32 protein-coding genes and 1 tRNA gene are annotated in these 22,780 nt (G+C 61.5%); 29 read left to right on the top strand and 4 right to left on the bottom strand.

Annotated features, from left to right (window positions below):
* Window positions 1–70 precede the first annotated feature (70 nt).
* The 23 genes from rplC to SIN04_RS08550 all read left to right on the top strand — a co-directional run bounded on the left by rplC (window position 71) and on the right by SIN04_RS08550 (window position 11,839).
* The gene (gene rplC, locus SIN04_RS08660) at window positions 71–799 is read left to right on the top strand and encodes a 50S ribosomal protein L3 (RefSeq protein ID WP_134488373.1); all 729 of its coding nucleotides are present in this window, start codon (window positions 71–73) and stop codon (window positions 797–799) included.
* On the top strand, window positions 796–1,416 hold the full coding sequence (gene rplD / locus SIN04_RS08655) for a 50S ribosomal protein L4 (RefSeq protein ID WP_134488372.1): 621 nt from the start codon (window positions 796–798) through the stop codon (window positions 1,414–1,416). Before rplC ends, rplD begins: the two co-directional genes overlap by 4 nt.
* Complete coding sequence (locus SIN04_RS08650) at window positions 1,413–1,724, top strand: 50S ribosomal protein L23 (protein ID WP_134488370.1); 312 nt, start codon at window positions 1,413–1,415, stop codon at window positions 1,722–1,724. The genes rplD and SIN04_RS08650 overlap by 4 nt, the downstream gene beginning before the upstream one ends.
* A gap of 27 nt (window positions 1,725–1,751) precedes the next feature.
* Window positions 1,752–2,591, top strand: coding sequence for a 50S ribosomal protein L2 (rplB, locus tag SIN04_RS08645; RefSeq protein ID WP_134488368.1), 840 nt, complete (start codon window positions 1,752–1,754; stop codon window positions 2,589–2,591).
* Between the two features lie 2 nt (window positions 2,592–2,593).
* Window positions 2,594–2,872 (top strand): 30S ribosomal protein S19, encoded by a 279-nt coding sequence (gene rpsS, locus SIN04_RS08640; protein ID WP_134488366.1) that lies wholly within the window; start codon window positions 2,594–2,596, stop codon window positions 2,870–2,872.
* Window position 2,873: 1 nt separating this feature from the next.
* A complete protein-coding gene (rplV, locus tag SIN04_RS08635) occupies window positions 2,874–3,260 on the top strand; it encodes a 50S ribosomal protein L22 (protein ID WP_134488364.1) in 387 nt (128 codons plus the stop codon).
* A gap of 9 nt (window positions 3,261–3,269) precedes the next feature.
* The gene (gene rpsC / locus SIN04_RS08630) at window positions 3,270–3,986 is read left to right on the top strand and encodes a 30S ribosomal protein S3 (protein ID WP_134488362.1); all 717 of its coding nucleotides are present in this window, start codon (window positions 3,270–3,272) and stop codon (window positions 3,984–3,986) included.
* Between the two features lie 31 nt (window positions 3,987–4,017).
* Window positions 4,018–4,431 (top strand): 50S ribosomal protein L16, encoded by a 414-nt coding sequence (rplP, locus tag SIN04_RS08625; protein WP_134488360.1) that lies wholly within the window; start codon window positions 4,018–4,020, stop codon window positions 4,429–4,431.
* 11 nt (window positions 4,432–4,442) lie between these two features.
* Entirely contained in the window at window positions 4,443–4,655 is a 213-nt protein-coding gene (gene rpmC / locus SIN04_RS08620; RefSeq protein ID WP_134488358.1) for a 50S ribosomal protein L29, read from the top strand.
* Between the two features lie 64 nt (window positions 4,656–4,719).
* Window positions 4,720–4,959 carry a 30S ribosomal protein S17 gene (gene rpsQ / locus SIN04_RS08615; protein ID WP_134488356.1) on the top strand — a complete coding sequence of 80 codons (240 nt, stop codon included), beginning with the start codon at window positions 4,720–4,722 and terminating at the stop codon, window positions 4,957–4,959.
* Window positions 4,960–5,067: 108 nt separating this feature from the next.
* Window positions 5,068–5,436 (top strand): 50S ribosomal protein L14, encoded by a 369-nt coding sequence (rplN, locus tag SIN04_RS08610; RefSeq protein ID WP_026606357.1) that lies wholly within the window; start codon window positions 5,068–5,070, stop codon window positions 5,434–5,436.
* Entirely contained in the window at window positions 5,436–5,753 is a 318-nt protein-coding gene (gene rplX / locus SIN04_RS08605; RefSeq protein WP_134488354.1) for a 50S ribosomal protein L24, read from the top strand. Before rplN ends, rplX begins: the two co-directional genes overlap by 1 nt.
* A complete protein-coding gene (gene rplE / locus SIN04_RS08600) occupies window positions 5,746–6,468 on the top strand; it encodes a 50S ribosomal protein L5 (protein WP_134488352.1) in 723 nt (240 codons plus the stop codon). The genes rplX and rplE overlap by 8 nt, the downstream gene beginning before the upstream one ends.
* Window positions 6,469–6,509: 41 nt before the next feature.
* Window positions 6,510–6,815 carry a 30S ribosomal protein S14 gene (gene rpsN, locus SIN04_RS08595; RefSeq protein ID WP_134488350.1) on the top strand — a complete coding sequence of 102 codons (306 nt, stop codon included), beginning with the start codon at window positions 6,510–6,512 and terminating at the stop codon, window positions 6,813–6,815.
* A 12-nt stretch (window positions 6,816–6,827) separates the two neighbouring features.
* Window positions 6,828–7,226: a 30S ribosomal protein S8 gene (gene rpsH / locus SIN04_RS08590; protein ID WP_134488348.1), complete on the top strand. Its 399-nt coding sequence runs from the start codon at window positions 6,828–6,830 to the stop codon at window positions 7,224–7,226.
* 24 nt (window positions 7,227–7,250) lie between these two features.
* Window positions 7,251–7,784: a 50S ribosomal protein L6 gene (gene rplF / locus SIN04_RS08585; protein WP_134488346.1), complete on the top strand. Its 534-nt coding sequence runs from the start codon at window positions 7,251–7,253 to the stop codon at window positions 7,782–7,784.
* 27 nt (window positions 7,785–7,811) lie between these two features.
* Entirely contained in the window at window positions 7,812–8,174 is a 363-nt protein-coding gene (rplR, locus tag SIN04_RS08580) for a 50S ribosomal protein L18 (RefSeq protein WP_134488344.1), read from the top strand.
* Between the two features lie 141 nt (window positions 8,175–8,315).
* A complete protein-coding gene (gene rpsE, locus SIN04_RS08575; RefSeq protein WP_134488342.1) occupies window positions 8,316–8,885 on the top strand; it encodes a 30S ribosomal protein S5 in 570 nt (189 codons plus the stop codon).
* Window positions 8,886–8,896: 11 nt separating this feature from the next.
* Window positions 8,897–9,106: a 50S ribosomal protein L30 gene (gene rpmD / locus SIN04_RS08570; RefSeq protein ID WP_134488340.1), complete on the top strand. Its 210-nt coding sequence runs from the start codon at window positions 8,897–8,899 to the stop codon at window positions 9,104–9,106.
* Between the two features lie 26 nt (window positions 9,107–9,132).
* Window positions 9,133–9,621 (top strand): 50S ribosomal protein L15, encoded by a 489-nt coding sequence (rplO, locus tag SIN04_RS08565; RefSeq protein ID WP_134488337.1) that lies wholly within the window; start codon window positions 9,133–9,135, stop codon window positions 9,619–9,621.
* Between the two features lie 173 nt (window positions 9,622–9,794).
* Entirely contained in the window at window positions 9,795–9,932 is a 138-nt protein-coding gene (locus tag SIN04_RS08560; protein WP_166795880.1) for a hypothetical protein, read from the top strand.
* Entirely contained in the window at window positions 9,933–11,261 is a 1,329-nt protein-coding gene (secY, locus tag SIN04_RS08555) for a preprotein translocase subunit SecY (RefSeq protein ID WP_341264371.1), read from the top strand.
* Window positions 11,258–11,839, top strand: coding sequence for an adenylate kinase (locus SIN04_RS08550; protein ID WP_134488335.1), 582 nt, complete (start codon window positions 11,258–11,260; stop codon window positions 11,837–11,839). Before secY ends, SIN04_RS08550 begins: the two co-directional genes overlap by 4 nt.
* Before the next feature lie 93 nt (window positions 11,840–11,932).
* On the opposite strand, the gene SIN04_RS08545 is transcribed toward SIN04_RS08550, so the two are convergent.
* Entirely contained in the window at window positions 11,933–12,520 is a 588-nt protein-coding gene (locus tag SIN04_RS08545; protein WP_134488334.1) for an NAD(P)H-dependent oxidoreductase, read from the bottom strand.
* Window positions 12,521–12,817: 297 nt separating this feature from the next.
* On the opposite strand from SIN04_RS08545, the gene proS reads away from it, so the two are divergent.
* The 4 genes from proS to SIN04_RS08525 all read left to right on the top strand — a co-directional run bounded on the left by proS (window position 12,818) and on the right by SIN04_RS08525 (window position 17,708).
* A complete protein-coding gene (gene proS, locus SIN04_RS08540; protein ID WP_134488332.1) occupies window positions 12,818–14,140 on the top strand; it encodes a proline--tRNA ligase in 1,323 nt (440 codons plus the stop codon).
* Window positions 14,137–15,408, top strand: coding sequence for a lipoprotein-releasing ABC transporter permease subunit (locus tag SIN04_RS08535; protein ID WP_134488330.1), 1,272 nt, complete (start codon window positions 14,137–14,139; stop codon window positions 15,406–15,408). The genes proS and SIN04_RS08535 overlap by 4 nt, the downstream gene beginning before the upstream one ends.
* Window positions 15,409–15,410: 2 nt before the next feature.
* Window positions 15,411–16,094, top strand: a complete 684-nt coding sequence (locus SIN04_RS08530; RefSeq protein ID WP_134488328.1) for an ABC transporter ATP-binding protein — start codon at window positions 15,411–15,413, stop codon at window positions 16,092–16,094.
* A gap of 657 nt (window positions 16,095–16,751) precedes the next feature.
* Window positions 16,752–17,708 carry a GNAT family N-acetyltransferase gene (locus tag SIN04_RS08525; RefSeq protein ID WP_134488326.1) on the top strand — a complete coding sequence of 319 codons (957 nt, stop codon included), beginning with the start codon at window positions 16,752–16,754 and terminating at the stop codon, window positions 17,706–17,708.
* 11 nt (window positions 17,709–17,719) lie between these two features.
* Here the strand turns inward: SIN04_RS08525 and lipB are convergent, their stop codons facing one another.
* Window positions 17,720–18,439, bottom strand: a complete 720-nt coding sequence (gene lipB, locus SIN04_RS08520) for a lipoyl(octanoyl) transferase LipB (protein WP_134488324.1) — start codon at window positions 18,437–18,439, stop codon at window positions 17,720–17,722.
* A gap of 224 nt (window positions 18,440–18,663) precedes the next feature.
* Between lipB and SIN04_RS08515 the strand changes: the two genes are divergently transcribed.
* Window positions 18,664–18,748 (top strand) — tRNA-Leu (locus tag SIN04_RS08515).
* 53 nt (window positions 18,749–18,801) lie between these two features.
* Here SIN04_RS08515 and SIN04_RS08510 read toward each other — a convergent pair.
* A complete protein-coding gene (locus SIN04_RS08510; RefSeq protein WP_244605732.1) occupies window positions 18,802–19,773 on the bottom strand; it encodes a polysaccharide deacetylase family protein in 972 nt (323 codons plus the stop codon).
* Between the two features lie 120 nt (window positions 19,774–19,893).
* Between SIN04_RS08510 and mgtE the strand changes: the two genes are divergently transcribed.
* Window positions 19,894–21,309: a magnesium transporter gene (gene mgtE / locus SIN04_RS08505; RefSeq protein WP_134488322.1), complete on the top strand. Its 1,416-nt coding sequence runs from the start codon at window positions 19,894–19,896 to the stop codon at window positions 21,307–21,309.
* Window positions 21,310–21,318: 9 nt separating this feature from the next.
* Here the strand turns inward: mgtE and SIN04_RS08500 are convergent, their stop codons facing one another.
* On the bottom strand, window positions 21,319–22,779 hold the full coding sequence (locus SIN04_RS08500; RefSeq protein ID WP_134488320.1) for a multicopper oxidase family protein: 1,461 nt from the start codon (window positions 22,777–22,779) through the stop codon (window positions 21,319–21,321).
* Between the last annotated feature and the right edge of the window lies 1 nt (window position 22,780).

Raw genomic sequence — 22,780 nt, 5'->3', positions numbered from 1 at the left:
TGCAAGAGACGAATCCCCTCGCTTGGCGGCCAAATGGCTGCGTCATGCTTGGGACTTGAAGGATTGAACCATGCGGTCAGGTGTCATCGCACAGAAGCTCGGCATGACTCGCGTTTTCAGCGACGTCGGCGAGCATGTGCCGGTCACGGTTTTGAAGCTCGACGGCTGCCAGGTCGTCGCGCACCGGACCAAAGAGCAGAACGGCTACACGGCGCTTCAGCTCGGCATTGGCCGAGCCAAGGTGAAGAACGTGTCGAAGGCGGAGCGTAGCCGCTTCGCCGTCGCGAAGGTCGAGCCGAAGCTTAAGCTCGCCGAATTCCGCGTTGAGGAAGATGCGCTGCTTCCGGTCGGCGCGGAGATCACGGCGGATCATTTCGTCGTTGGTCAGTTTGTCGATGTGACGGGCACGAGCATCGGCAAGGGCTTTGCCGGCCCGATGAAGCGGTGGAACTTCGGCGGCTTGCGCGCAACGCATGGCGTGTCGCTGTCGCACCGCTCGCATGGTTCGACTGGTGGCCGTCAGGATCCCGGCAAGACCTTCAAGAACAAGAAGATGGCCGGACATTTGGGGACCGAGCGGGTAACGACGCTTAATCTTCGGGTTGTCCAGCTCGATATCGAGCGCGGATTGATCCTGGTCGAAGGCGCGGTGCCTGGCACCGCCGGCGGCTGGATCTATGTGCGCGACGCTGTGAAGAAGGCGCTTCCGAAAGACGCGCCGAAGCCTGGCAAATATCGCCTGGCCGAAGGCGCCGTCGAGGGCGATGTCGCCGAGACGGGGACGGGAGCGGAATCGTGAAGATCGACATTACCTCTTTGAACGGCGAGGCGGCCGGGTCGATCGACCTTGACGATGCGATCTTCGGACTCGAACCGCGCCATGATCTGATCGCGCGTATGGTCCGCTATCAGCTCGCCAAGCGGCGGGCTGGAACGCACAAGACCAAGGGGCGGGCGGAAATCGCGCGCACCGGCAAGAAGCTCTATAAGCAGAAGGGCACTGGCTCGGCGCGACACGGCTCGGCGCGCGTGCCGCAGTTCCGCGGCGGCGGTCGCGCCTTCGGTCCTGTGGTGCGCTCCCATGCGCACGACCTGCCCAAGAAGGTGCGGGCGCTGGCGTTGAAGCATGCGCTGTCGGCAAAGGCGCAGGATGGCGGGATCATCGTCTGGTCGGAAGCCGCGGTTCCCGATGTGAAGACGAAGGGCCTCAAGGCCAGCTTCGCCAAGCTTGGCCTGACCAACGCCCTGATCATCGACGGCGCGGAGCCTGAGGTGAATTTCGCACTCGCCGCGCGCAACATTCCTCAAATTGACGTGCTGCCCGTGCAGGGCATCAACGTCTACGACATTCTGCGCCGGGACAAACTCGTTTTGACCAAAGCGGCGATCGACGCCTTGGAGGCGCGTTTCAAATGAGCAGCTCGAAACTCGCGCTCGATGCGCATCATTACGACGTCATCCTCGCGCCGGTGATCACCGAAAAAGCGACGCTCGCCTCGGAAGCGAACCAGGTGATCTTCAAGGTTCGCCGGACGGCGACAAAGCCTGAGATCAAGGCGGCGGTCGAAAGGCTGTTTGACGTCAAGGTGACCGGCGTCAATACGCTGATCCGCAAGGGCAAGAAGAAAACGTTCAAAGGAACGCGGGGCGTTCAGTCAGACGTGAAGAAGGCGGTTGTGACCCTCGCTGACGGTCACAAGATCGACGTCACGACTGGTCTTTGAACTTTAGGATTTTAGGGATTTGCGCCGATGGCACTGAAGACGTTCAAACCGGTCACGCCGAGCCTTCGCCAGCTCGTGATCGTCGATCGCAGCGACCTTTATAAAGGTAAGCCGCTGAAGCAGCTGACCGAGGGCAAGTCGTCGTCGGGCGGACGCAATAACAATGGGCGGATCACCGTTCGCTTTCGCGGCGGCGGTCATAAGCAGAGCTATCGGATCATCGATTTCAAACGCCGCAAGCTCGACGTGCCGGCGAAGGTTGAGCGGATCGAATATGATCCGAACCGCACGTCGTTCATCGCGCTGGTGCGCTATGCGGACGGTGAGCAGTCCTACATCATTGCGCCGCAGCGGCTTGCGGTCGGCGATGAGGTGATCGCCTCGGCGCAGACGGACGTGAAGCCGGGCAATGCGATGGCGCTCGCCAACATGCCGGTTGGAACGATCGTGCATAATGTCGAGATGAAAATCGGCAAGGGCGGCGCGATGGTTCGTTCGGCGGGCACCTTCGCGCAGGTTGTCGGCCGCGACCAGGGCTATGTCATCATCCGGCTGAATTCGGGCGAGCAGAGGCTGATCCACGGCCAGTGCTTCGCCACTGTCGGCGCGGTGTCGAACCCCGATCATATGAACGCCTCGGTTGGCAAAGCGGGACGCAGCCGCTGGCTCGGCCGGCGGCCACACAATCGCGGCGTGACCATGAACCCAGTCGATCACCCGCATGGCGGCGGCGAGGGACGCACTTCGGGCGGTCGTCATCCGGTGACCCCATGGGGCAAGCCGACCAAGGGCAAGAAGACGCGCTCGAACAAGTCCACAACGAAATTCATCGTGACCTCGCGTCACAAGAGCAAGAAGAAGGGCTGATCATGGCTCGGTCGATCTGGAAAGGCCCGTTCGTCGACGGTTATCTGCTGAAGAAGGCAGACGCCTCTCGCGCTTCGGGACGCTCCGAAATCATCAAGATCTGGAGCCGGCGCTCCACCATTCTGCCGCAGTTCGTCGGGCTGACGTTCGGCGTTTACAATGGCCACAAGCATGTCCCCGTCATTGTGACCGAGGAAATGATCGGCCATAAGTTCGGCGAATTCTCTCCGACGCGGACCTTCCACGGCCATGCGGCGGACAAGAAAGCCAGGAGAGGCTGATATGTCCAAGGAGAAAACGCAGCGGGCGCTGAAAGACAATGAGGCCAAGGCGGTGGCGCGCATGTTGCGCGTCAGCCCGCAGAAGCTGAATTTGCTTGCCCAGCTCATTCGCGGCAAGAAGGTCGACCGGGCGCTGGCCGATCTGCAATTTTCGCGCAAGCGCATCGCCTTCGACGTCAAGAAGACGTTGGAGAGCGCGATCGCGAATGCGGAAAACAATCATAGCCTCGATGTCGACGATCTCGTCGTCGCCGAGGCCCATGTCGGCAAGGCTTTGGTGATGAAGCGGTTCAGCGCGCGTGCGCGCGGCCGGTCGGGCCGGATCGAGAAGCCGTTCTCGCATCTGACCATCGTGCTGCGCGAAGTCGCCGCTGCGGCTGAGGCCTGAGGAGAGAAGATGGGACAGAAAGTCAACCCGATCGGCCTTCGGCTCGGCATCAACCGGACCTGGGATTCGCGCTGGTTCGCAGGCAAGGGCGAATATGGCAAGCTCCTGCATGAGGACATGGCGATCCGCGAGGCTCTGATGAAGACGCTGAAGCAGGCCGCCGTCTCGAAGATCATCATCGAGCGTCCGCACAAGAAGTGCCGCGTGACGATTCATTCCGCTCGCCCCGGCGTCGTCATCGGCAAGAAGGGCGCGGACATCGACAAGATCCGCAAGCTCGTCGCGAAGATGACGGACAGCGAAGTCCTCATCAACATCGTCGAGGTGCGTAAGCCCGAGATCGACGCGACCCTCGTCGCGGATTCGATTGCGCAGCAGCTCGAGCGTCGCGTCGCCTTCCGGCGCGCCATGAAGCGCGCAGTGCAATCGGCGATGCGCCTCGGCGCGGAAGGCATCCGCATCAATTGCTCGGGTCGCCTCGGCGGCGCTGAAATCGCGCGGCTTGAATGGTATCGCGAGGGCCGGGTGCCGCTGCATACGCTGCGCGCGGACGTCGATTACGGCACGGCGACGGCTCATACGGCCTATGGCACATGCGGCATCAAGGTCTGGATCTTCAAGGGTGAAATCCTGGAACATGATCCAATGGCTCAGGACAAGCGATTGGCCGAGCAGGACCACGGCGGCGGCGGCGAGCGGCGCCGGCGCGATCGCGACGCCGCCTGAGCGCGACTGAACATCTGAGAGTTTTTGAATCATGCTGCAACCCAAGCGCACCAAATTCCGGAAAGCCTTCAAGGGCCGTATTCACGGCGCCTCGAAGGGTGGTTTCGAACTGAACTTCGGGCAGTTCGGCCTGAAGGCGCTCGAGCCCGAGCGGATCACCGCGCGTCAGATCGAGGCGGCTCGCCGAGCCATGACGCGTCACATGAAGCGCGCCGGCCGTGTTTGGATCCGCATCTTCCCGGATGTGCCGGTCTCGAAGAAGCCGACTGAAGTGCGCATGGGTAAGGGCAAGGGCGCGCCTGAGCTTTGGGCGGTTCGCGTCGCGCCGGGCCGCATCATGTTCGAACTCGACGGCGTTCCTGTCGATCTCGCGCGAGAGGCGCTGCGGCTCGCCTCCGCGAAGCTGCCGATCAAGACGCGCTTCATCCAGCGCATTCAGGAATAAGGGGAGCGGTCATGAAAGCGACACAGCGTTTGTCCGATCTCAAGGTCATGTCCGGCGATCAGCTTGAGCAGGAGATTTTGAACCTCAAGAAAGAGCAGTTCAATCTCCGCTTCCAGCGCGCCACCGGGCAGCTCGAAAACACCGCGCGCGTGCGGGTCGTTCGCCGCGACATCGCCCGCCTCAAGACGATCGCTGCGCAGTTGCGGAGCGGGGCCGTAAAATAGGCTTGCTGAAATAGGCTTGCGCCGCGGGCTCCGCCCGGTCGGAAAAGAACAGGTTTGAAAGACTATGCCGAAGCGAATTCTCCAGGGCGTCGTCGTGAGCGACAAGCAGGAAAAAACCATTGTCGTGAAGGTGGAGCGTCGATTTACGCACCCGCTCTTGAAGAAGACGGTGCGGCGGTCGAAGAACTACCACGCGCATGACGAGACAAAGGCCTTCAAGGTCGGCGACACGGTGTCCATCGAGGAGACCAAGCCGATCTCTAAGCTGAAACGATGGATCGTCGTGCCGACGGAAAACGCCTGAGGCTTTTGAGATTGCTCTTTAGACGCTAAGGAGGCGGGCCTCCTTCAGACGTAGTCCGCGGCGTGGTTGACGCTCCGGAAACCGTTCTGACAAGAAAGGTATGAAACGATGATCCAGATGCAGACGAATCTCGACGTCGCGGACAATTCCGGCGCGCGCCGCGTGATGTGCATCAAGGTGCTCGGCGGCTCGAAGCGGAAATATGCCGGCGTCGGCGACATCATTGTCGTGTCGATCAAGGAGGCTATTCCGCGCGGCCGCGTCAAGAAGGGCGATGTCATGAAGGCGGTCGTTGTGCGCACGGCGAAGGACATCAAGCGCGCCGACGGTTCGGTGATCCGCTTCGATTCCAACGCTGCGGTGCTGATCAACAATCAGTCGGAGCCGATCGGCACCCGCATCTTTGGGCCGGTGCCGCGCGAATTGCGCGCGCGCAACCAGATGAAGATCATTTCGCTCGCCCCGGAGGTGCTGTAATGGCCGCCAAGATCAAGAAGGGCGACAAGGTCGTCGTCCTGGTCGGTCGCGACAAGGGCCGCTCGGGAGAGGTGCTTAAGGTCATTCCGAAAGAGGATCGCGCCATCGTTCGCGGCGTGAACCTGGTAAAGCGCCATCAGCGGCAGACTGCGAGCCAGGAAGCCGGCATCGTCTCGAAAGAGGCGACCATTCATTTGTCGAACCTCGCGATCGCCGACCCCAAGGATGGCAAAGCGACGCGGGTTGGCTTCAAGATTCAAGATGACGGCCGCAAGGTTCGCGTGGCGAAACGGTCGGGAGACGTGATCGATGGCTGATTCCAAAGCAGGGAAGGGCGGCAAGGGCGCCGCTCCCAAAGGCGGCAAAGACGCCAAGGGCGCAAAGAGCGTTGCCCCCAAGACCGTTGCCAAGGGCGGCGGCGAGGGCGGTGGGCGTGAGCGCGCAGCTTATGCGACCGCTTCGGCGGCGGATCTTGCCTCGCCGAAGGATTACGCGCCGCGTCTCAAGAAGCATTACGACGAGGTCGTGCGCCAGCAGCTCACCGAGCAGTTCGGCTACAAGAACCCGCTCGAAGTGCCGACAATCGAAAAGATCGTCCTGAACATGGGCGTCGGCGAAGCAGTCAACGACACCAAGAAGGTGACGCTGGCGGCGGCGGATCTCGGTCTGATCGCCGGACAGAAGCCCGTCATCACGCACGCCCGCAAGGCGATCGCGACCTTCAAGGTGCGCGAAAACATGCCGATCGGCGCGAAGGTCACTTTGCGCAAGACGCGCATGTACGAGTTTCTCGACCGTCTGGTGACGATTGCGCTGCCGCGCATTCGCGACTTCCGCGGCCTGAACCCGAAAAGCTTCGATGGCCGCGGCAACTACGCCATGGGCATCAAGGAACACATTATTTTCCCCGAGATCAATTATGATCAGGTGGAAAGCATCGTCGGCATGGACATCATCGTCTGCACGACGGCGAAAACCGACGACGAGGCGCGCGCCCTGTTGCGCGCATTCAACTTCCCGTTCCGGCAGTGAAACACACTCGTTTCAGACGCGGCGACCAGGGGTAGAGGTTTATGGCTAAGAAAAGCTCGATCGAGAAGAACAAGCACCGGATCAAATTGGTGAAGCAGTATGCCGACCGGCGGACCCGCCTCAAGGCGATCGCCAATGATGAAAGCCTGAACGGCGAGGAGCGCTTTGCCGCGCGCCTCAAACTGTCCGAGCTGCCGCGCAATTCATCCGCCGTGCGCATCCGCAACCGCTGTGAAGTCAGCGGTCGCCCGCGCGCCTTCACACGCAAGATGAAGATGTCGCGCATCGCGTTGCGGGAACTGGGGTCGCAGGGCCTCATTCCCGGTCTCGTCAAGTCGAGCTGGTAGGAGGGACGGATCATGGCTGTCAACGATCCGTTGGGCGATATGCTCACCCGTATCCGCAACGCGCAGATGCGTCGCAAAGGCAAAGTGCAGACGCCAGGCTCGCGCCTTCGCGCGCATGTGCTCGACGTGCTGCAGTCTGAAGGTTATATCCGGGGCTATTCGACGACCGAATATGGCAACGGCCGCACAGAGTTCGAGATTGAACTCAAATATTTCGATGGCCTTCCGGTGATCCGGGAGATCCAGCGCGTGTCGAAGCCCGGGCGGCGCGTTTACGCCGCCGTCGACGCCATGCCCCGCGTGGCGAACGGCCTTGGCATCACGATCATCTCCACGCCGAAAGGCGTGATGGCTGATCATGCCGCTCGCGAAGCCAATGTTGGCGGCGAAGTCCTTTGCAAGGTCTTCTGACCGAAAGACCGAGGAATTTAAGTTATGTCTCGTATCGGAAAGAAGCCGGTCGTCATTCCCTCCGGCGTCACGGCCAAGATCGAAGGGCAGTTGATTTCGGTGAAGGGCGGCAAAGGCGCGTTGTCCTTCGCCGCGCCTGACGACGTCAGCGTTGTTTTGGGCGACGGCGGCATCGAGGTTGCGCCGCGCAACGAAACCAAGCGGGCGCGAGCCTTATGGGGCATGACCCGCTCCATGGTGAATAATCTCGTCACTGGCGTCTCGAAAGGCTTCGAGCGCAAGCTCGAGATCACCGGCGTCGGCTATAAAGCGGCGGTTTCAGGCAAAAACCTGCAGCTCTCGCTCGGCTTCAGCCATGATGTGAGCTTTCCGATACCGGAAGGCATCGCCATCGTCGCGCCGAAGCCGACGGAAGTGTCGATCACCGGCATTGACAAGCGTCAGGTCGGACAGGTCGCCGCCGAAATACGCGCTTTGCGTCCGCCGGAGCCCTATAAGGGCAAGGGCGTCAAATACGCCGGCGAATTCATCTTCCGCAAGGAAGGCAAGAAGAAGTAATTTCGAGCTAAGGATCAGGAGCCAGTCATGGCAAAAGACAATGTGGCCACAGCCCGTCGCCAGGCGCGCGTCAGACGCTCGCTGCGCGCGCGCGCTTACGGCAAGCCAAGGCTTTCGGTCTTCCGCTCGTCGAAACAGATCTATTGCCAGATCATCGACGACGCCGCCGGCCGCACGCTGGCGGCCGCCTCGTCTCTCGAGAAGGCCAATCGCGAAAGCCTGAAGACCGGCGCCGACGTCGAGGCGGCGAAAGCGATCGGCAAGCTGATCGCCGAGCGCGCGGCCGCGGCCGGGGTCAAGGAAGTCGTGTTCGATCGCGGCTCTTACATGTATCACGGGCGCGTCAAGGCGTTGGCCGAAGGCGCGCGCGAAGGTGGTCTTAGCTTCTGACGGGTGATCCCGAAAAGTGCTGACTTTTCGGATGAGGTCATGCGGCGAGGCGATGAATGCCAGGACCGGAGCGAGCGGGACGCAATTGGCGGCCGCGCGACAGTGACGGATAGGAAATTGACGTGAAGATGGAACAAAGACATGGCGCGTGAAGGTGAAGGCGGCCGTGGCCGCGACCGCGAGGAGCGCGACAGCGAATTCATGGACCGCCTGGTCCATATCAATCGCGTCGCCAAGGTGGTGAAGGGCGGCCGCAGGTTCGGCTTCGCGGCGCTCGTCGTCGTCGGCGACCAGAAGGGTCGCGTCGGCTACGGTCACGGCAAAGCGCGCGAGGTGCCGGAGGCGATCCGGAAGGCGACCGAATCGGCGAAACGCTCTCTGATCCGCGTGCCTCTGCGTGAAGGCCGGACGCTGCATCATGACGTCAACGGGCGTCATGGGGCAGGGCGCGTGGTGCTGCGCGCGGCTCCCGCTGGCACGGGCATCATCGCCGGCGGTCCGATGCGCGCCATTTTTGAGACGCTCGGAATGCATGACGTCGTCGCCAAGTCGCAGGGGTCCTCGAACCCCTACAACATGGTGCGCGCGACCTTCGACGCGCTGACCCATGAGGATTCCCCGCGCGCTGTCGCGGCGCGCCGCAATCTCAAAGTGTCCACCCTTCAGGCCCGCCGCCAAGGCGGCGAAGCCGAAGCCGTCAGCGAAGGGTGAAGGAGCCGATGATGACCAGCAACGCCCAATCCGGGTCCGCCGCCAGGGTTACCCTGGAGCAGACCAAAAGCCCCATTGGACGGCCCGCGGAGCAGCGCGCGACGCTGAAGGGCCTCGGGCTCAACAAAATCGGCCGCCGCTCTTCGCTCGAGGACACCCCGGCGGTGCGCGGCATGATCGCGAAAGTCGCTCATCTCCTGCGCATCGTCGAAGGCGCTTGAGGCCGCGGCCGGCTAAGGACACTGACATGAAACTGAATGACATTTCCGACAATCCCGGTTCGTCGAAATCCCGTATGCGCGTCGGACGCGGCATCGGCTCCGGCAAGGGCAAGACCTGCGGGCGCGGCGTCAAGGGGCAGAAGGCCCGCACAGGCGTGGCGATCAAGGGTTTCGAGGGCGGTCAGATGCCTTTGCACCGGCGGTTGCCCAAGCGCGGCTTCTGGAATCCCTTCGGAACGGATTACAACGAGATCAACATTGGCCGGATTCAGGAAGCGGTCGAAGCGGGCAAGCTCGACCCGGCGACTGCGATCACTAACGAAGCCCTGATTCAGTGCGGCCTGATCTCGAAGCCCCGCGACGGCGTGAAAATCCTCGGCGTCGGCAAGCTTGAGGCCAAGCTGTCGTTTGAGGTCGCCGCCGCGTCGAAAAGCGCGGTCGCCGCGATTGAAGGCGCCGGCGGCTCCATTCGCCTGTTGAAGGCCACGGCCGAGGCTCCCGCCGACGCTGGCTGAGCCGTCGCAGCGCCTTCGGGCGTTCGCCGCGAGCTTCTCGCAGAACGCAGGAGGCCGTGACAGGGCTCTGGCGACCTGTTCGCAAAGCTTCGCGGAAGGGCTTTTGCTCCTTTCGCGGCTGACCTATAAGGAAAGCGTCGGCGTCCTGATGAGGGGTCGCGAGCGAGGTGACGGTGGCGCATCCCCGGCGGCGATCCTACATTGACGCGGAGCCGCTGGACGCCTCCCATGTGCGCATCCGTGAATTCCCGGCCCGGGCGCCTGGCCTCAATATGAGCATTCCGGCGCTTGCGGCGCCTGAGGAGCACTGAATGGTATCGGCGGCAGAACAGCTTGCGGCAAACGTCAATTGGAGCGCGTTCGGCAAGGCCGAGGAACTCAAGAAGCGCATCTGGTTCACTCTCGGCGCGCTGATCATCTATCGGTTTGGCACCTATATTCCCCTGCCGGGGATCGACCCCGCCGCGTTCGAAGCAAATTTCACCGGCAACAAGCAGGGCGTTCTCGAACTTTTCAATATGTTCGCGGGCGGCGCCGTGCAGCGCATGGCGATCTTCGCGCTGAACATCATGCCCTATATTTCGGCCTCGATCATCATTCAGCTTCTGACTTCGGTATTTCCGACGCTGGAAGCCTTGAAGAAGGAGGGCGAATCCGGGCGCAAGGTCATCAACCAATATACGCGCTATCTGACCGTGGTGCTGGCCGCATTCCAGGCCTATGGCATTTCCGTAGGGCTCGAGAGCCAACCGGGCGTCGTCACGGATCCCGGTTTCTTCTTCCGCATCTCGACCGTGCTGACGCTGATGGGCGGCACGATGTTCCTGATGTGGCTCGGCGAGCAGATCACCTCGCGCGGCATCGGCAATGGTTCGTCGCTCATTATCTTCGCCGGCATCGTCGCGGCTTTCCCTTCCGCCATCGTCAACACGCTTGAACTTGGCCGGCAGGGCGCCATTTCGACGGGCGTGATCATCGGCGTCCTCGCGATGTCGATCGGCGTCGTCGCCTTCATCGTCTTCATGGAGCGGGCGCAACGCCGGTTGCTGATCACCTATCCAAAGCGCCAGCAGGGCAATAAGGTCTATGAGGGACAGACTTCGTTTCTGCCGTTGAAGCTCAACACCTCGGGCGTCATTCCGCCGATTTTTGCCTCTTCACTGCTGTTGCTGCCGACGACGATCGCGAATTTCTCGCAAAACCAGTCCGGCGTCGTCGCGATCATCTCGAGCTATCTCGGCCATGGCCGGCCGCTCTATATGGTCGCCTATGTGGCGTTGATTGTATTTTTTGCATTCTTCTATACGGCCATCGTGTTCAATCCGGTGGAAACCGCCGATAATCTGAAGAAACATGGCGGCTTCATCCCCGGAATCCGTCCGGGCGAGCGCACGGCTCAATATATCGACACGATCCTGATGCGGATTACGGTGATTGGCGCGGCCTATCTCGCGGTCATCTGTCTATTACCAGAAATGCTTATTTCCTACGCGGCGCTTCCGTTCTATTTTGGCGGCACTTCGCTTCTCATCGTGGTGAGCGTGACGATGGACACTGTGGCTCAGGTCCTTGGCCATCTGCAGGCGCATCAATATGAAGGCCTTGTCAAAAAAGCAAAATTGAAGGGGAGACGCAGATGAGGCTTGTATTTCTTGGCCCGCCAGGGGCCGGGAAGGGGACGCAATCGTCGCGTCTGCAGGAAAAATACAAAATTCCTCAATTGTCGACCGGCGATATGCTGCGCGCAGCAGTCAAGGCCGGGACGCCGATCGGCCTCAAGGCGAAGGCGGTGATGGATGCGGGGGAACTCGTTTCGGATGAAATCGTGGTTGGCATCATCGCCGATCGCATCGACGAGCCCGACGCCAAGGCGGGCTTTATCCTCGATGGTTTTCCGCGCACGGTGAAGCAGGCCGAGGCGCTCGCGAAAATCCTCCATGGCAAGAACATGGATCTTGATGCGGTGATCGAGCTCAAGGTCGACGACAAGGCTCTGCTCGCCAGAATCGAGAATCGGGCGCAGGAATCCATCACCAAAGGAGAGGCCGTTCGCGCCGACGACAATCCGGAGGCGTTCAAGAAGCGGCTCGAGTCGTATCATGCCCAGACCGCCCCGGTCTCGGCGTTTTACGCAGCGACGGGCGCTTTGCAGGCGGTTGACGGCATGGCGCCGATCGATGAAGTGTCCGCTGCGATCGAGCGCGCTTTGCAAGGCTGATTCGGTTCGAAACGCCAATTGATGAAAGCGGGGACGGCGGGGCGCCGAGAGGGCGTCCGGCTGACTGCTGGCGCGTCCATTTCGCGAGGCCGCTCAAAAGCGCTGAAAGGCCTGTTCGAGACGGTCGAGAAAGACGCTTCCCTTTGCTGGCGTAAATCGATCCATATTATGCAAGGTCAGCATGCGGAACGTCGCTTTCGGGCAGATCCAGGGTTTGACGCCGCGCGCGATCTGACGGCGGACCGGATCGCCCATGACGAGGCGGGCGGCCCACCAGGGCGCGCCGGTCGAACTCACCACCCAAAGGGCGTCGATCTGCGTCAGCAGCGGGGTGAGCCCGCCGCCCGGCGCATGCGTGAAGGCGAGGCCCGGGGCCAGAACCCGATCGAAAAAGCCCTTCAGGATCGCCGGCGCATCGAACCACCATTGTGGAAAGACCAGCACGAGCTTTTGCGCCAGCCGCAGCCGGTCGGCGTAACCGGCGACGGCGCTGTAATCATGCGGCGCCGTGAAATAGGCCCGGCGTTCGGCGGCGGTGAGCCGTGGGTCAAAATTATCCGCGTAGAGGTCGATCAGATCGACCGCCAATCCGCGCCGCTCCAGCGTCGCTTTCACGCGCGCGGCGGCGGCGTGGGTGAAACTTTCCTCTAGCGGATGGGCGACGACGATCAACGCGCGCATGGGCGGCCTCTGTTCACGGCGATAAGCCCCTCGAGCGTAAGCGCCGTTTGCAAAAAGTGAATGCCGATCTTCCCATTAAAGTGATACGAAATCTCAGGCGAAAGTCGGACTGACGGTAGGGCATGCCGCCGAAAGGCGGAAACCGACATAAAGTCTTCCTTGTTGATGAGAGCCGGATGAACGGGCGTCGAGGCGATTTGGCCGCCGCGCTTGCGTTTGCGCCTTTGCCTTTCGGCGGCGCGCGTCCTAAACCTCGTTTTCCATTTTGCCCGCTCTCAAGACACGTGTCCCTGATCCATGCGCCTTTCCCGTTATTTTCTGCCGATTCTGCGCGAAACGCCTAAAGAAGCTGAAATCGTCTCGCATCGTTTGATGCTTCGCGCCGGCATGATCCGGCAGGAAGCCGCCGGCATCTATACCTGGCTGCCGCTCGGCCTTCGCGTTTTGCAGAAGGTCACTGAGATCGTGCGCGAGGAAATGAATCGCGCCGGGGCGATCGAGCTGTTGATGCCGACGCTGCAGCTTGCGGACCTTTGGCGGGAGACCGGCCGCTATGAGGCCTATGGGCCGGAAATGCTGCGGATCAAGGACCGGCACGAGCGCGAGCTGCTCTACGGGCCGACCAATGAGGACATGATCACGGCGATTTTTCGCGCTTATGTGCGCTCCTATCGCGAATTGCCGAAAATCCTCTATCATATCCAATGGAAGTTCCGCGACGAGCAAAGGCCGCGGTTCGGCGTCATGCGGGGTCGCGAATTCTTGATGAAGGACGCTTACTCCTTCGATGTCGACGAGGCGTCGGCGCGGCTCGCCTATCACCGTATGTTCGTCTCATATCTGCGCATCTTCGCGCGCATGGGCTTGCGCGTCATTCCAATGCGCGCGGAAACCGGGCCGATCGGCGGCGATCAGAGTCATGAATTCATCATTCTCGCCGAAACCGGCGAATCGGCCGTATTTTGTGACGCTGGCGTCTTGGAATTGCCCGTTCCCGATGAGACCGTCGATTACGACGGCGATTTGTCGCCCATCGTCAAGCAGTGGACGAGCCTCTATGCCGCGACCGAGGACGTCCATGACGAGGCCCGTTTCGAGCGCGAGACGCCGGAAGGCAGGCGCATCCACACCCGCGGCATCGAGGTCGGACAGGTGTTTTTCTTCGGCGACAAATACTCAAAGCCGATGCACGCCATGATCACGGGGCCCGACGGCGTCGAGCGTCCGTTCCAGGGCGGCTCTTATGGGGTCGGCGTCTCGCGTCTCGTCGGGGCGCTGATCGAGGCCAACCATGACGAAGCCGGCATCATCTGGCCGGCGTCCGTCGCGCCGTTCAAGGTCGGGCTCGCCAATCTGAAAGTCGGCGACGCCGCCGTCGACGCTGCCTGCGCAAAAATTTACGAGGCCCTCGAAACGGCGGGCGTCGACGTGCTCTATGAGGACAGCGACGAGAGGCCGGGCGCGAAATTCGCCAAGCTCGATCTCATCGGCCTGCCATATCAGCTCATCGTCGGCCCCAAAGGCCTGGCCGAAGGAAAAGTCGAGGTGAAGACGCGGGCGACCGGGGCGCGCGAGTCGCTGAGCGTCGACGAGGCGATCTCACGTCTGACGCTCGCATGATGCGATCCTCACCCGGCGGCGCGCGGCCTTTCGCGGCGTTTGAATGGATGGTCGCGCTGCGCTATCTGCGCGCACGACGCTCAAGCGGCTTTGTGTCCGTCATCGCCGGTTTTTCTTTCGCGGGAATCATGCTCGGCGTCGCGACCCTGATTGTCGTCATGTCGGTGATGAACGGATTTCACAAGGATCTGCTCGACAAGATTGTCGGCATCAATGGCCATATTTTTCTGCAGGCCGCCGATTCGCCGCTGACCGATTATGATGAAGTGTCGCGCGAAGTCGCCGCCATTCCGGGGGTTCAGCTCGCCATTCCCATGGTCGAAGGACCCGCCGCGGTCTCGACCACCAGCATGGCCTTCGCCCTCGTTCGCGGCATTCGAGAGGCTGATATCAAGCGCCTCCCGGGCATCGCCGGCAATGTCAAGTTTGGCGCGCTCGACGGCTTCGACAAGGCTGGCGGCGTTGCGATCGGGCAGAGGATCGCGGAAAATCTCGGACTGCGCGTCGGCGACAAGATCAAGGTGCTGATCGCCAATGGGCCGCAGACGCCCTTTGGCGTCGCTCCGCGCAGCAAGGTCTACCCCGTGACTGCGATTTTTCAGATCGGCATGGCGGAATTCGATAATCTTTTCGTCTATATGCCGTTGCCGGAGGCGCAGGGCTTCTTCAACAAGGACAATGAGGCGAGCGTCATCGAAGTCTTCCTGAACAGGCCCGAAGATCTCGACGCGGTGCGCAGCAAGATCGACGGGACGGTGACGCGTCCGATGATCATGACCGACTGGCGCGAGCGCAACCGGACATTCTTCGACGCGCTGAACGTCGAGCGCAACGTCATGTTCGTGATCTTGACGCTGATCGTCCTAGTCGCCGCGCTGAACATCATCTCCGGCCTTATCATGCTGGTCAAAGACAAGAGCCACGACATAGCGGTGCTGCGCACGATGGGCGCGACGCGCGGCGGCATCATGCGGATCTTTCTCATCACCGGAGCCTCCATCGGCGTCGTCGGCACATTCGCTGGCTTTTTGCTCGGCCTTCTCGTCGCCGGCAATGTCGAGACGATCCGCCAGCTCCTGAACCATCTGCTGCACGCCAATCTGTTTCCCGCCGAGCTATATTTTCTGTCGCGCCTGCCGTCGGTGGTCGATCCTGTCGACGTGCTGACTGTCGTTGGCATGACATTGGCGCTTTCCGTCCTTGCGACGATTTACCCGTCCTGGCGCGCCGCAAAGCTCGATCCGGTCGAAGCGCTGCGTTACGAATAGCGATGTCCGCCCCGGCCCTCTATCTGGAGAAGGTTGAACGCCGCTACGATCAGGCGGGCGCGCCGCTCGACATTTTGCGCGGCGCCGATTTCGGACTGTGGGCGGGCCAGTCGGCCGCCCTGATCGCGCCCTCCGGCGCTGGCAAATCGACCTTGCTGCATATCGCGGGCCTGCTCGAGCGTCCGGACGCGGGCGAGGTCTATATCTCAGGCGTGCCAACGGTCGCTATGGCGGATGAATCCCGCACCGCTCTGCGGCGCAGCGAGATCGGATTCGTCTACCAGTTTCATCATCTGTTGCCGGAGTTCTCCGCGCTCGAAAATATCATGCTGCCGCAGATGATCGCCGGACATTCGCGCAAGGAAGCGCGGGAGCGAGCCACCCAGCTTCTGGATTATCTCGGTCTTTCGGCGCGCGCTGACCATCGGCCCGCGGAGCTTTCGGGCGGCGAACAGCAGCGCGTCGCGATCGCAAGGGCGGTGGCGAACGGGCCGGGGCTCCTGCTGGCGGACGAGCCCACGGGCAATCTCGATCCGAAAACCGCCCATCACGTTTTTGAGGCCCTCGACGCCATCGTCAGGGCGACTGGGCTCGCAACCTTGATCGCGACGCATAATATGGAGCTCGCGGACCGCATGGATCGCCGCATCACGCTGCGGGACGGGCTTCTGGTTGAACTTCCATAGAGCGCATTGCTCATTGTCCGGCCCGAGGGTTGTCAGCTCGTCATACTGAGGACCCATAATGCTTGGCTTCTGGCGTGCTTGCGCAGACCCTCGGAATGTGTCGAAATACGCAGACCTACTCTGGAGCGCGGTGTATCAACCAGTCGCCGATCGGACCAAAAGATTTCACAATTCGATTGGAGTCGCGTCAGAGGGCAAAAAAAACGGGCGGCCGCGAGCGAGTGGGGCCTGGTTCTCATGCGGCGGGTGGATCAGCCGGCACTGCAATCGGCCATTTTGCGATAACTCTTCTGAATAAACAAATATTGATAGGACTCTGCGCGGGAGCGTTTCTCTTTGATCCCTGTCGATCCGGCGTTCAAGGAAAAGCGTGCTACAAGGTAAACGGAGATTCAATGCGTTGGGACATTCCTCTGAATCCTGGGCGTCGTTCATAGGCCCGCCTGGAGGAAGACTTTCAGAGAAATGCTTCATTGAGGCAATGGATTGGGACTTACTTAAGCTCCGATTTATGCGAGCAATTGATTTGCATGTATCTTCTAAGGCTGTATTTTTTTAATAGAAATTGAAAGAATAGATTGTATACTAAGGGGGTTAGTGTGCACTGTAAATTTCCTCCTAAAACTATTTCAATTATATTGACGGGAGGAATGCCCGATGGAACATGTTTTTCCAGCGCCAAAAGTCATGATCGATGAGCTCGCGCCGACCATTTATCATGAGAAATGGTGGCTCGATATTGCCACCGGCGGTCGATATGAATGCGTCGAGGTTATAACCAACGGCAAACGCGTCGGCTGGCTGCCCTATTTCATGAAAAATAAATTCGGGCTGAAATTCAGCGTCCCGCCTGGTATGACCCATGTTCTCGGACCCGCCATCGACGCTGGCGGCGGAGACGCGGACGCCCAAGCCTATAATCGCACCGCCATCACGCGCGAACTGATCGCCAAGCTGCCGCCCGCCGCCATCTATAATTATAAATGCCAGCGCGACGTGACCGACGTCATCGCCTTTCAGCAGGAAAAATTTGCGACCTCCGTCCAGTTCACGCAGGAACTTGCGCCAAAATCGGCTGACGCCATCTGGAGCGGCATGCGCAAGAAGAAACGCAGCCAGATTCGCAGGGCGCAGGAGATCTTGAAGGCGTCAACGATCAACGATCCTGAACTTTTCTGGCGCTTCTACGAGAAGAACGTCAGCGAGCGGGGCCTGCCAAATCATTATAAAAAGGATGCTGTCCTCGCCTGCGCCGAACAGTGCCTGCTGCGCCAGCGCGGGCGCATTTATGCGGCAAGAGACAAGGACGATCGTCTGACCGCCGCGATCTGGTGCATCTGGGACAAGACGTCGGCCTATTATTTCATGACGACGCGCAGCTTGGACGCCCATGATGGAGCCGTGAGCTCTCTGCTCTGGGAAGCGGTCCAGGATGCAATGCAACTTGGTCTCGTTTTTGATTTCGACGGCATAAGCAGCAATGAAAGCGTCGCCTTTTACGCCGGATTCGGCGGCCGTTTGACGCCGCGGTACATTGTGACGCGCACCTCGGGCATCGGGCGACTGGTCTGGGATCTCAAGGAAGCGCGCCGCGCCAATCGCTATCTTTGCTGATTCGCAAAGCACTAAATTCGAAGGATCGGGCCGAAAATCGCTTCGAATTCGCGCGCCAGAATCGCGTCGACGTCGCTCATGGCGATCGGAAGGCCAAGATCAACGAGGCTCGTCACGCCATAATGCGCCGTCGCGATGCCGCACGGAACGATGCCGGAAAAATGCGACAGATCGGGCTCAACGTTCAGGGAAACGCCGTGGAACGACACCCAGCGCTTGATGCGGATGCCGATCGCGGCGATTTTGTCCTCGGCGATTTCGCCGCCCAGCCCACGCGGCTTGTCCGGCCGCGGCGTCCACACGCCGACCCGATCCTCGCGCCGGCCTCCTGTGACGTTAAAGGCGTCGAGCGTCGCGATGATCCAGCTCTCGAGGGCCGCGACAAAGGCGCGGATGTCGGGCCGGCGCCGCCTGAGGTCGAGCATCACGTAAGCGACCCGCTGGCCGGGTCCGTGATAGGTATATTGGCCCCCCCGGCCGGTCTTGTGCACAGGAAAGCGCGCATCGACGAGATCGGCCTCTTTCGCCGACGTTCCCGCCGTATAGATCGGCGGATGTTCGAGGAGCCACACTTGTTCCCGCGCCTCGTCGGCGGCGATTGCCACGGCTCGCTCCTCCATGAAGGCGAGCGCAGCCGCGTAGGGCGTTAGTCCGCCGGACACACGCCATTCGACGGGCGCGCCGTCCGTCCGCTTCCATGAACCTGTTTCCAGCCTGTCGCGTGAGGTCATGATTCGTCAGGCCTGCTTGTCTTTCCATATCGTCGCGGGATCGGCCGGAAAACGGCGCGCATTGCGATTATGCTCTGCACGATCCGGGGCCGGGAGTCTGCACTTTTTGCGCCTTCTCACGCGATCGGCGGAAATCCCCAACGCGGCCTTGCCAGCGGCCCACGCATTTGTTAGACGACGCGCCTGCCCCGTGCGGAGCTTCTTGCTCACAAGCACGGTTATCCGCGGCCATGGCGGAACTGGTAGACGCGCTAGCTTGAGGTGCTAGTCCTGAAAGGGGTGGAGGTTCGAGTCCTCTTGGCCGCACCAATCTTTTCGCGCTCTTGAGCGCGATGACGACGCCAAAGCAGGCGTCGTTTTTTTTAAGGGCGCGCTGCGCCGGAGCCCTCGGGAATTTGCGGAATCGCGGCTTTTCCCGCGCCGCCTTTTCCCGCTGCGCCGCGGCTTTTTTGCGCGGATTCCTGCGAAAAAATCTGCGAGATGATCTTTTCCGTTTCGGACGTCCAGCCGGAGGGGGCAGGGCGCAGCGGCGGCGGATCGTCGCCCTGCTGGATATGCACGATATGGAAGCCGCGCTGCTTCAATTCGCGCAAGAGATCCGGCAGCATCGCCGCGGTTTGCGCCTTGATGTCATGCATCAAAAGGATGCCGCCCTTCGTCTGCTCGAGCCGGGAAAGGATAAGGGCAAGCTCGGCCTTCGGCGACATCGGCAGCCAGTCGGAGGCCCAGACATCGGCGCCGAAGATTGCGATATTGCGCGAGGCGAGCCAGGCGTCGAGCTCTGGCGTATCGGCAAAGCCGGGAAATCTGAAGAATTTTACGCGCGGCTCCGCGCCGGGCGCCCCATAGGCGGCCTTGTCGTCGGCCGCAAAGCCCCTGTCGATATCCACTTTGGCGGCGGCTTCGCTGAGGCGGCGCAGGGTCGCGGCCGGATGCGAAAACGTATGATGGGCGACGCTATGCCCTTCGGCGATTTCGCGCCGCACCAGGCGCGGGAGGCTTTGCGCATTGCGGCCGATGAGAAAAAACGTCGCCTTGACGCATTCGGCGGCGAGAGCGTCCAGCACCTTGGCGGTCGAGCCGCTGGCCGGGCCGTCGTCGAAGGTCAGGACGATTTCATGGTCGGCGAGCGCGAGCGTCCTCGGATAGGTTTTGAGGCCGGCTTCAAATCCGCCCTGCGTGTTCAGGGACAAGGTGCGGCTGACGCCGAGCTTGTCCGGCCCGCAGGCCCCGACAGAGGGCGGAGCCGCGGCCGCCGCCGCGCCCATCCATAGACCCACCGCGAGACAGCTCGCGCGCGGCGCGCCCGCTCGCAGCATCTTGCCCGCGGGCATTGTGCGCCTCCACATGAAACTCAAGCGCCGCCCGGAGGTTTCGGCTGCTTGTCGATTTGCCAGATCATAAAAGCACTCTATGAACCAGATTGCACAGGCTGACGAGGATCGATCGCGGGCATGGCCGATATGGAAGAGCAGGACCTCATCGCCGCCGGCTCCGCATCGATCTACGATGAAGATGGCGGCTTCAAATCGGAATTTCTCGATAAAGTGAAGGCGGCGCTCGCGGCCGGCGATGCTGAGGGCGTCGTCGAGCTCGCCGGCGCCCTGCACGAGTCCGATCTTGGCGCGCTTCTCGTCGCGCTCGATTCCGATCAGCGATTGAGGCTGGTCGAATTGATGGGGCCGCACTTCGACTTTGCCGCGCTGACCGAAATCGACGCCAATATTCGCGACGAAATTCTTGAGGAATTGCCGAACCGGGCCGTCGCCGAGGGCGTGCGCGAACTCGAGAGCGACGATGCCGTGACCCTGCTCGAAGATCTCGAGCCGGAGGACCAGGCCGAAATTCTGGGCGCGCTGCCGCCGATTGATCGCGCGCAATTGCAACGCTCGCTCGACTATCCGGAGCATTCGGCCGGCCGTCTGATGCAGACGACCTTTGTGACGGCGCCGCCCTATTGGACGGCGGGGCAGGCGATCGACGTCATGCGCGACGCCGATGAAGCCGACCTGCCGGACTCATTCTTCGAGATATTTATCGTCGATCCGGCGCACCGGCTACTCGGAACGCTGTTCCTCGACACATTGCTGCGCGCCAGAAGCACGGCCTTGCTCCAGGACATCATGTCATCGGACCGCCGCCGGGTGGAAGTGACCGAGGATCAGGAGGATGTCGCCCGTGTCTTTGAGCGCTACAATCTCATCTCGGTCGCCGTCGTCGACGAGGGCGAGCGTCTTGTCGGGGTCATCACCATCGATGACGTCGTCGACGTCATACAGGAGGAGGCCGACGCCAATCTGAAGGCGCTCGGCGGCGTCTCCGAATCGGAAGAGCTTTCCGATACCGTCTGGTGGACCACCAAAAGCCGCTTCGTCTGGCTCTTCGTCAATCTGATCACCGCCTTCGTCGCGTCCGCTGTGCTCGGGCTGTTCGAGGGTTCGCTGCAAAAAATGGTGGCGCTCGCCGTGCTCGCGCCGATCGTCGCGAGCCAGGGCGGCAATGCGGCGACGCAGACGATGACGGTGGTGGTGCGCGCCCTGGCGACAAGGGAACTGTCGCATTCCAACGCCACGCGCGTTCTTTGGCGCGAGATTCTGGTCGGAGCCTTGAACGGCGCCGCCTTTGGCGTTCTGACCGGCGTCGTCGCCGGCTATTGGTTCGGCCTTGCCGGAATAGGCGTCGTCATCGCGCTCGCCATGTTGACCAACCTTGTCGCGGGCGCGCTCGGTGGCATTTTGATCCCGAGAATCCTTGATCATTTCGACATTGATCCGGCGGTCTCATCGAGCGCCTTCGTCACCACGGTGACGGATGTCGTCGGCTACGGATCGTTCCTTGGCATTGCGACGCTCTGGTTCAGCCTTGGATGAGCTATTGGCTCAGACGTAGCGGATCGTCGTGAACATGCCGGCCTCCATATGATAGAGCAGGTGGCAGTGGAGCGCCCACCAGCCGGGATTGTCTGCGTCGAAGGCGACCGTCACCGTCGTCTTTGGCGGCACAAGCACGGTGTCGCGCATCGCGCCGGCAAACCTTTCGCCGTTGATGTCGACGACCTGAAAGAAATGGCCATGCAGATGCATTGGATGCGACATCATTGTCCTGTTGACGAAGACGAGCTCCACCCGCTCGCCGGCGAAGACCGGCAAGGGCGGCGTGTCCTTCGTGTAGGCGACGCCATTGATCGACCATTGATAGCCTGACATGGCGCCCGTCAGCTCCAGCCTATGCACCCGATCCGCCTGCTGCGCCGCCAGAGGATCTTCGGCGCGAAGCCGGCTTTCGAGATCGAAATCGAGCGGCGCCGAGGCTTGATCCGCAAGCTCCGGCGCGCGCCGGACTTCGGCGTCGCCCGCGACGAGAATGACGCCGGTCTGGCTCCGATCTCCTTCGAGGATCGCCAGAATGGGATAGGCGCCCGGTCCTTTCGGAAATATCAGGCCGATGTCGAGCCGCTGCGCCGGCGCGATCGGAAAACGCCGCGCCCGGATGGGCGCGACGGCGTGCCCGTCGACGGCGACGAGATCGCCTTCGATCTGTCCGAGATCAATATGATAGGCGCTCATTGCCGAACCATTGATGATGCGCAGCAGCGCCATCCCGCCAGCCTCGACCTTCGTGACCTCGGGGTCCGCCAGCGTGCGGCGGTTGGCGAGAAATGCGTCATATTTGACGTCATTGAGGTCGGGCTTTGCGTCGCCGCCCATCTTCATGTCCGGCTTATCGGCCATGCCGGCGCCCATAGACATGCCGCTCATGACGCCCATGGCGGGCTTGCGCAGCCCCGCATAGATCTCCTCCGGCGGCGTAAAGCTGAAATCGGCGAGTTCGATGATGATTTCCTGCTGCTTCGGCGCCTGAGGATCGCGGATGATCAAGGGCGCGGACATCAGCAGCTGCTCCTGCAGTCCCTGATGCGAATGCATGAAGAATGTCCCGTCGAATGTGAGCGGGAAGTCGTAATCGGCGGATTCGCCCGGCGCGATCGGCGGCGAAGAGATGCCGGGCACGCCATCCTGTCGCCACGGCGGCTTCAGCCCATGCCAGTGAATGAGGCTCGGTTCCGAGAGGTGATTTTCGACGCGCACGCGAAAAGCCTTGCCGACTTCCGTCTCGACGCCAAGCATGCCGCCCGGCTGACGAATGTCCAGAATGGAAGCAGCCTTGCCGTTCACCTCGATGTCGCGGCGCTCCAGCCGCAGGATCGTCGGCTGCGGCTCGCTTGTTTGCCCGCGTGCGAAAGATGTCGCGCAGGTCGCAAGCGAGCCGCCAAGAAACGCGCGCCGGGAGAACATATCGGTCGTCCCTCTGGAGCAGAACGCATTTAAGCGGAATTGCATT

The organism is Methylocella tundrae (assembly GCF_038024855.1).
Lineage (GTDB): Bacteria > Pseudomonadota > Alphaproteobacteria > Rhizobiales > Beijerinckiaceae > Methylocapsa > Methylocapsa tundrae.
Note: the sequence above shows the minus strand (reverse complement) of the source record. Positions and strands in the feature narration are given on the sequence as shown.

Bases quoted from the DNA above. Each gene is read 5' to 3' on its own strand.
- rplC (WP_134488373.1), top strand. From the start codon at position 71: ATGCGGTCAGGTGTCATCGCACAGAAGCTCGGCATGACTCGCGTTTTC.
- SIN04_RS08650 (WP_134488370.1), top strand. From the start codon at position 1,413: ATGAGCAGCTCGAAACTCGCGCTCGATGCGCATCATTACGACGTCATC.
- rplB (WP_134488368.1), top strand. From the start codon at position 1,752: ATGGCACTGAAGACGTTCAAACCGGTCACGCCGAGCCTTCGCCAGCTC.
- rpsS (WP_134488366.1), top strand. From the start codon at position 2,594: ATGGCTCGGTCGATCTGGAAAGGCCCGTTCGTCGACGGTTATCTGCTG.
- rplV (WP_134488364.1), top strand. From the start codon at position 2,874: ATGTCCAAGGAGAAAACGCAGCGGGCGCTGAAAGACAATGAGGCCAAG.
- rpsC (WP_134488362.1), top strand. From the start codon at position 3,270: ATGGGACAGAAAGTCAACCCGATCGGCCTTCGGCTCGGCATCAACCGG.
- rplP (WP_134488360.1), top strand. From the start codon at position 4,018: ATGCTGCAACCCAAGCGCACCAAATTCCGGAAAGCCTTCAAGGGCCGT.
- rpmC (WP_134488358.1), top strand. From the start codon at position 4,443: ATGAAAGCGACACAGCGTTTGTCCGATCTCAAGGTCATGTCCGGCGAT.
- rpsQ (WP_134488356.1), top strand. From the start codon at position 4,720: ATGCCGAAGCGAATTCTCCAGGGCGTCGTCGTGAGCGACAAGCAGGAA.
- rplN (WP_026606357.1), top strand. From the start codon at position 5,068: ATGATCCAGATGCAGACGAATCTCGACGTCGCGGACAATTCCGGCGCG.
- rplX (WP_134488354.1), top strand. From the start codon at position 5,436: ATGGCCGCCAAGATCAAGAAGGGCGACAAGGTCGTCGTCCTGGTCGGT.
- rplE (WP_134488352.1), top strand. From the start codon at position 5,746: ATGGCTGATTCCAAAGCAGGGAAGGGCGGCAAGGGCGCCGCTCCCAAA.
- rpsN (WP_134488350.1), top strand. From the start codon at position 6,510: ATGGCTAAGAAAAGCTCGATCGAGAAGAACAAGCACCGGATCAAATTG.
- rpsH (WP_134488348.1), top strand. From the start codon at position 6,828: ATGGCTGTCAACGATCCGTTGGGCGATATGCTCACCCGTATCCGCAAC.
- rplF (WP_134488346.1), top strand. From the start codon at position 7,251: ATGTCTCGTATCGGAAAGAAGCCGGTCGTCATTCCCTCCGGCGTCACG.
- rplR (WP_134488344.1), top strand. From the start codon at position 7,812: ATGGCAAAAGACAATGTGGCCACAGCCCGTCGCCAGGCGCGCGTCAGA.
- rpsE (WP_134488342.1), top strand. From the start codon at position 8,316: ATGGCGCGTGAAGGTGAAGGCGGCCGTGGCCGCGACCGCGAGGAGCGC.
- rpmD (WP_134488340.1), top strand. From the start codon at position 8,897: ATGACCAGCAACGCCCAATCCGGGTCCGCCGCCAGGGTTACCCTGGAG.
- rplO (WP_134488337.1), top strand. From the start codon at position 9,133: ATGAAACTGAATGACATTTCCGACAATCCCGGTTCGTCGAAATCCCGT.
- secY (WP_341264371.1), top strand. From the start codon at position 9,933: ATGGTATCGGCGGCAGAACAGCTTGCGGCAAACGTCAATTGGAGCGCG.
- SIN04_RS08550 (WP_134488335.1), top strand. From the start codon at position 11,258: ATGAGGCTTGTATTTCTTGGCCCGCCAGGGGCCGGGAAGGGGACGCAA.
- SIN04_RS08545 (WP_134488334.1), bottom strand. From the start codon at position 12,520: ATGCGCGCGTTGATCGTCGTCGCCCATCCGCTAGAGGAAAGTTTCACC.
- proS (WP_134488332.1), top strand. From the start codon at position 12,818: ATGCGCCTTTCCCGTTATTTTCTGCCGATTCTGCGCGAAACGCCTAAA.
- SIN04_RS08535 (WP_134488330.1), top strand. From the start codon at position 14,137: ATGATGCGATCCTCACCCGGCGGCGCGCGGCCTTTCGCGGCGTTTGAA.
- SIN04_RS08530 (WP_134488328.1), top strand. From the start codon at position 15,411: ATGTCCGCCCCGGCCCTCTATCTGGAGAAGGTTGAACGCCGCTACGAT.
- SIN04_RS08525 (WP_134488326.1), top strand. From the start codon at position 16,752: ATGGAACATGTTTTTCCAGCGCCAAAAGTCATGATCGATGAGCTCGCG.
- lipB (WP_134488324.1), bottom strand. From the start codon at position 18,439: ATGACCTCACGCGACAGGCTGGAAACAGGTTCATGGAAGCGGACGGAC.
- SIN04_RS08510 (WP_244605732.1), bottom strand. From the start codon at position 19,773: ATGCCCGCGGGCAAGATGCTGCGAGCGGGCGCGCCGCGCGCGAGCTGT.
- mgtE (WP_134488322.1), top strand. From the start codon at position 19,894: ATGGCCGATATGGAAGAGCAGGACCTCATCGCCGCCGGCTCCGCATCG.
- SIN04_RS08500 (WP_134488320.1), bottom strand. From the start codon at position 22,779: ATGCAATTCCGCTTAAATGCGTTCTGCTCCAGAGGGACGACCGATATG.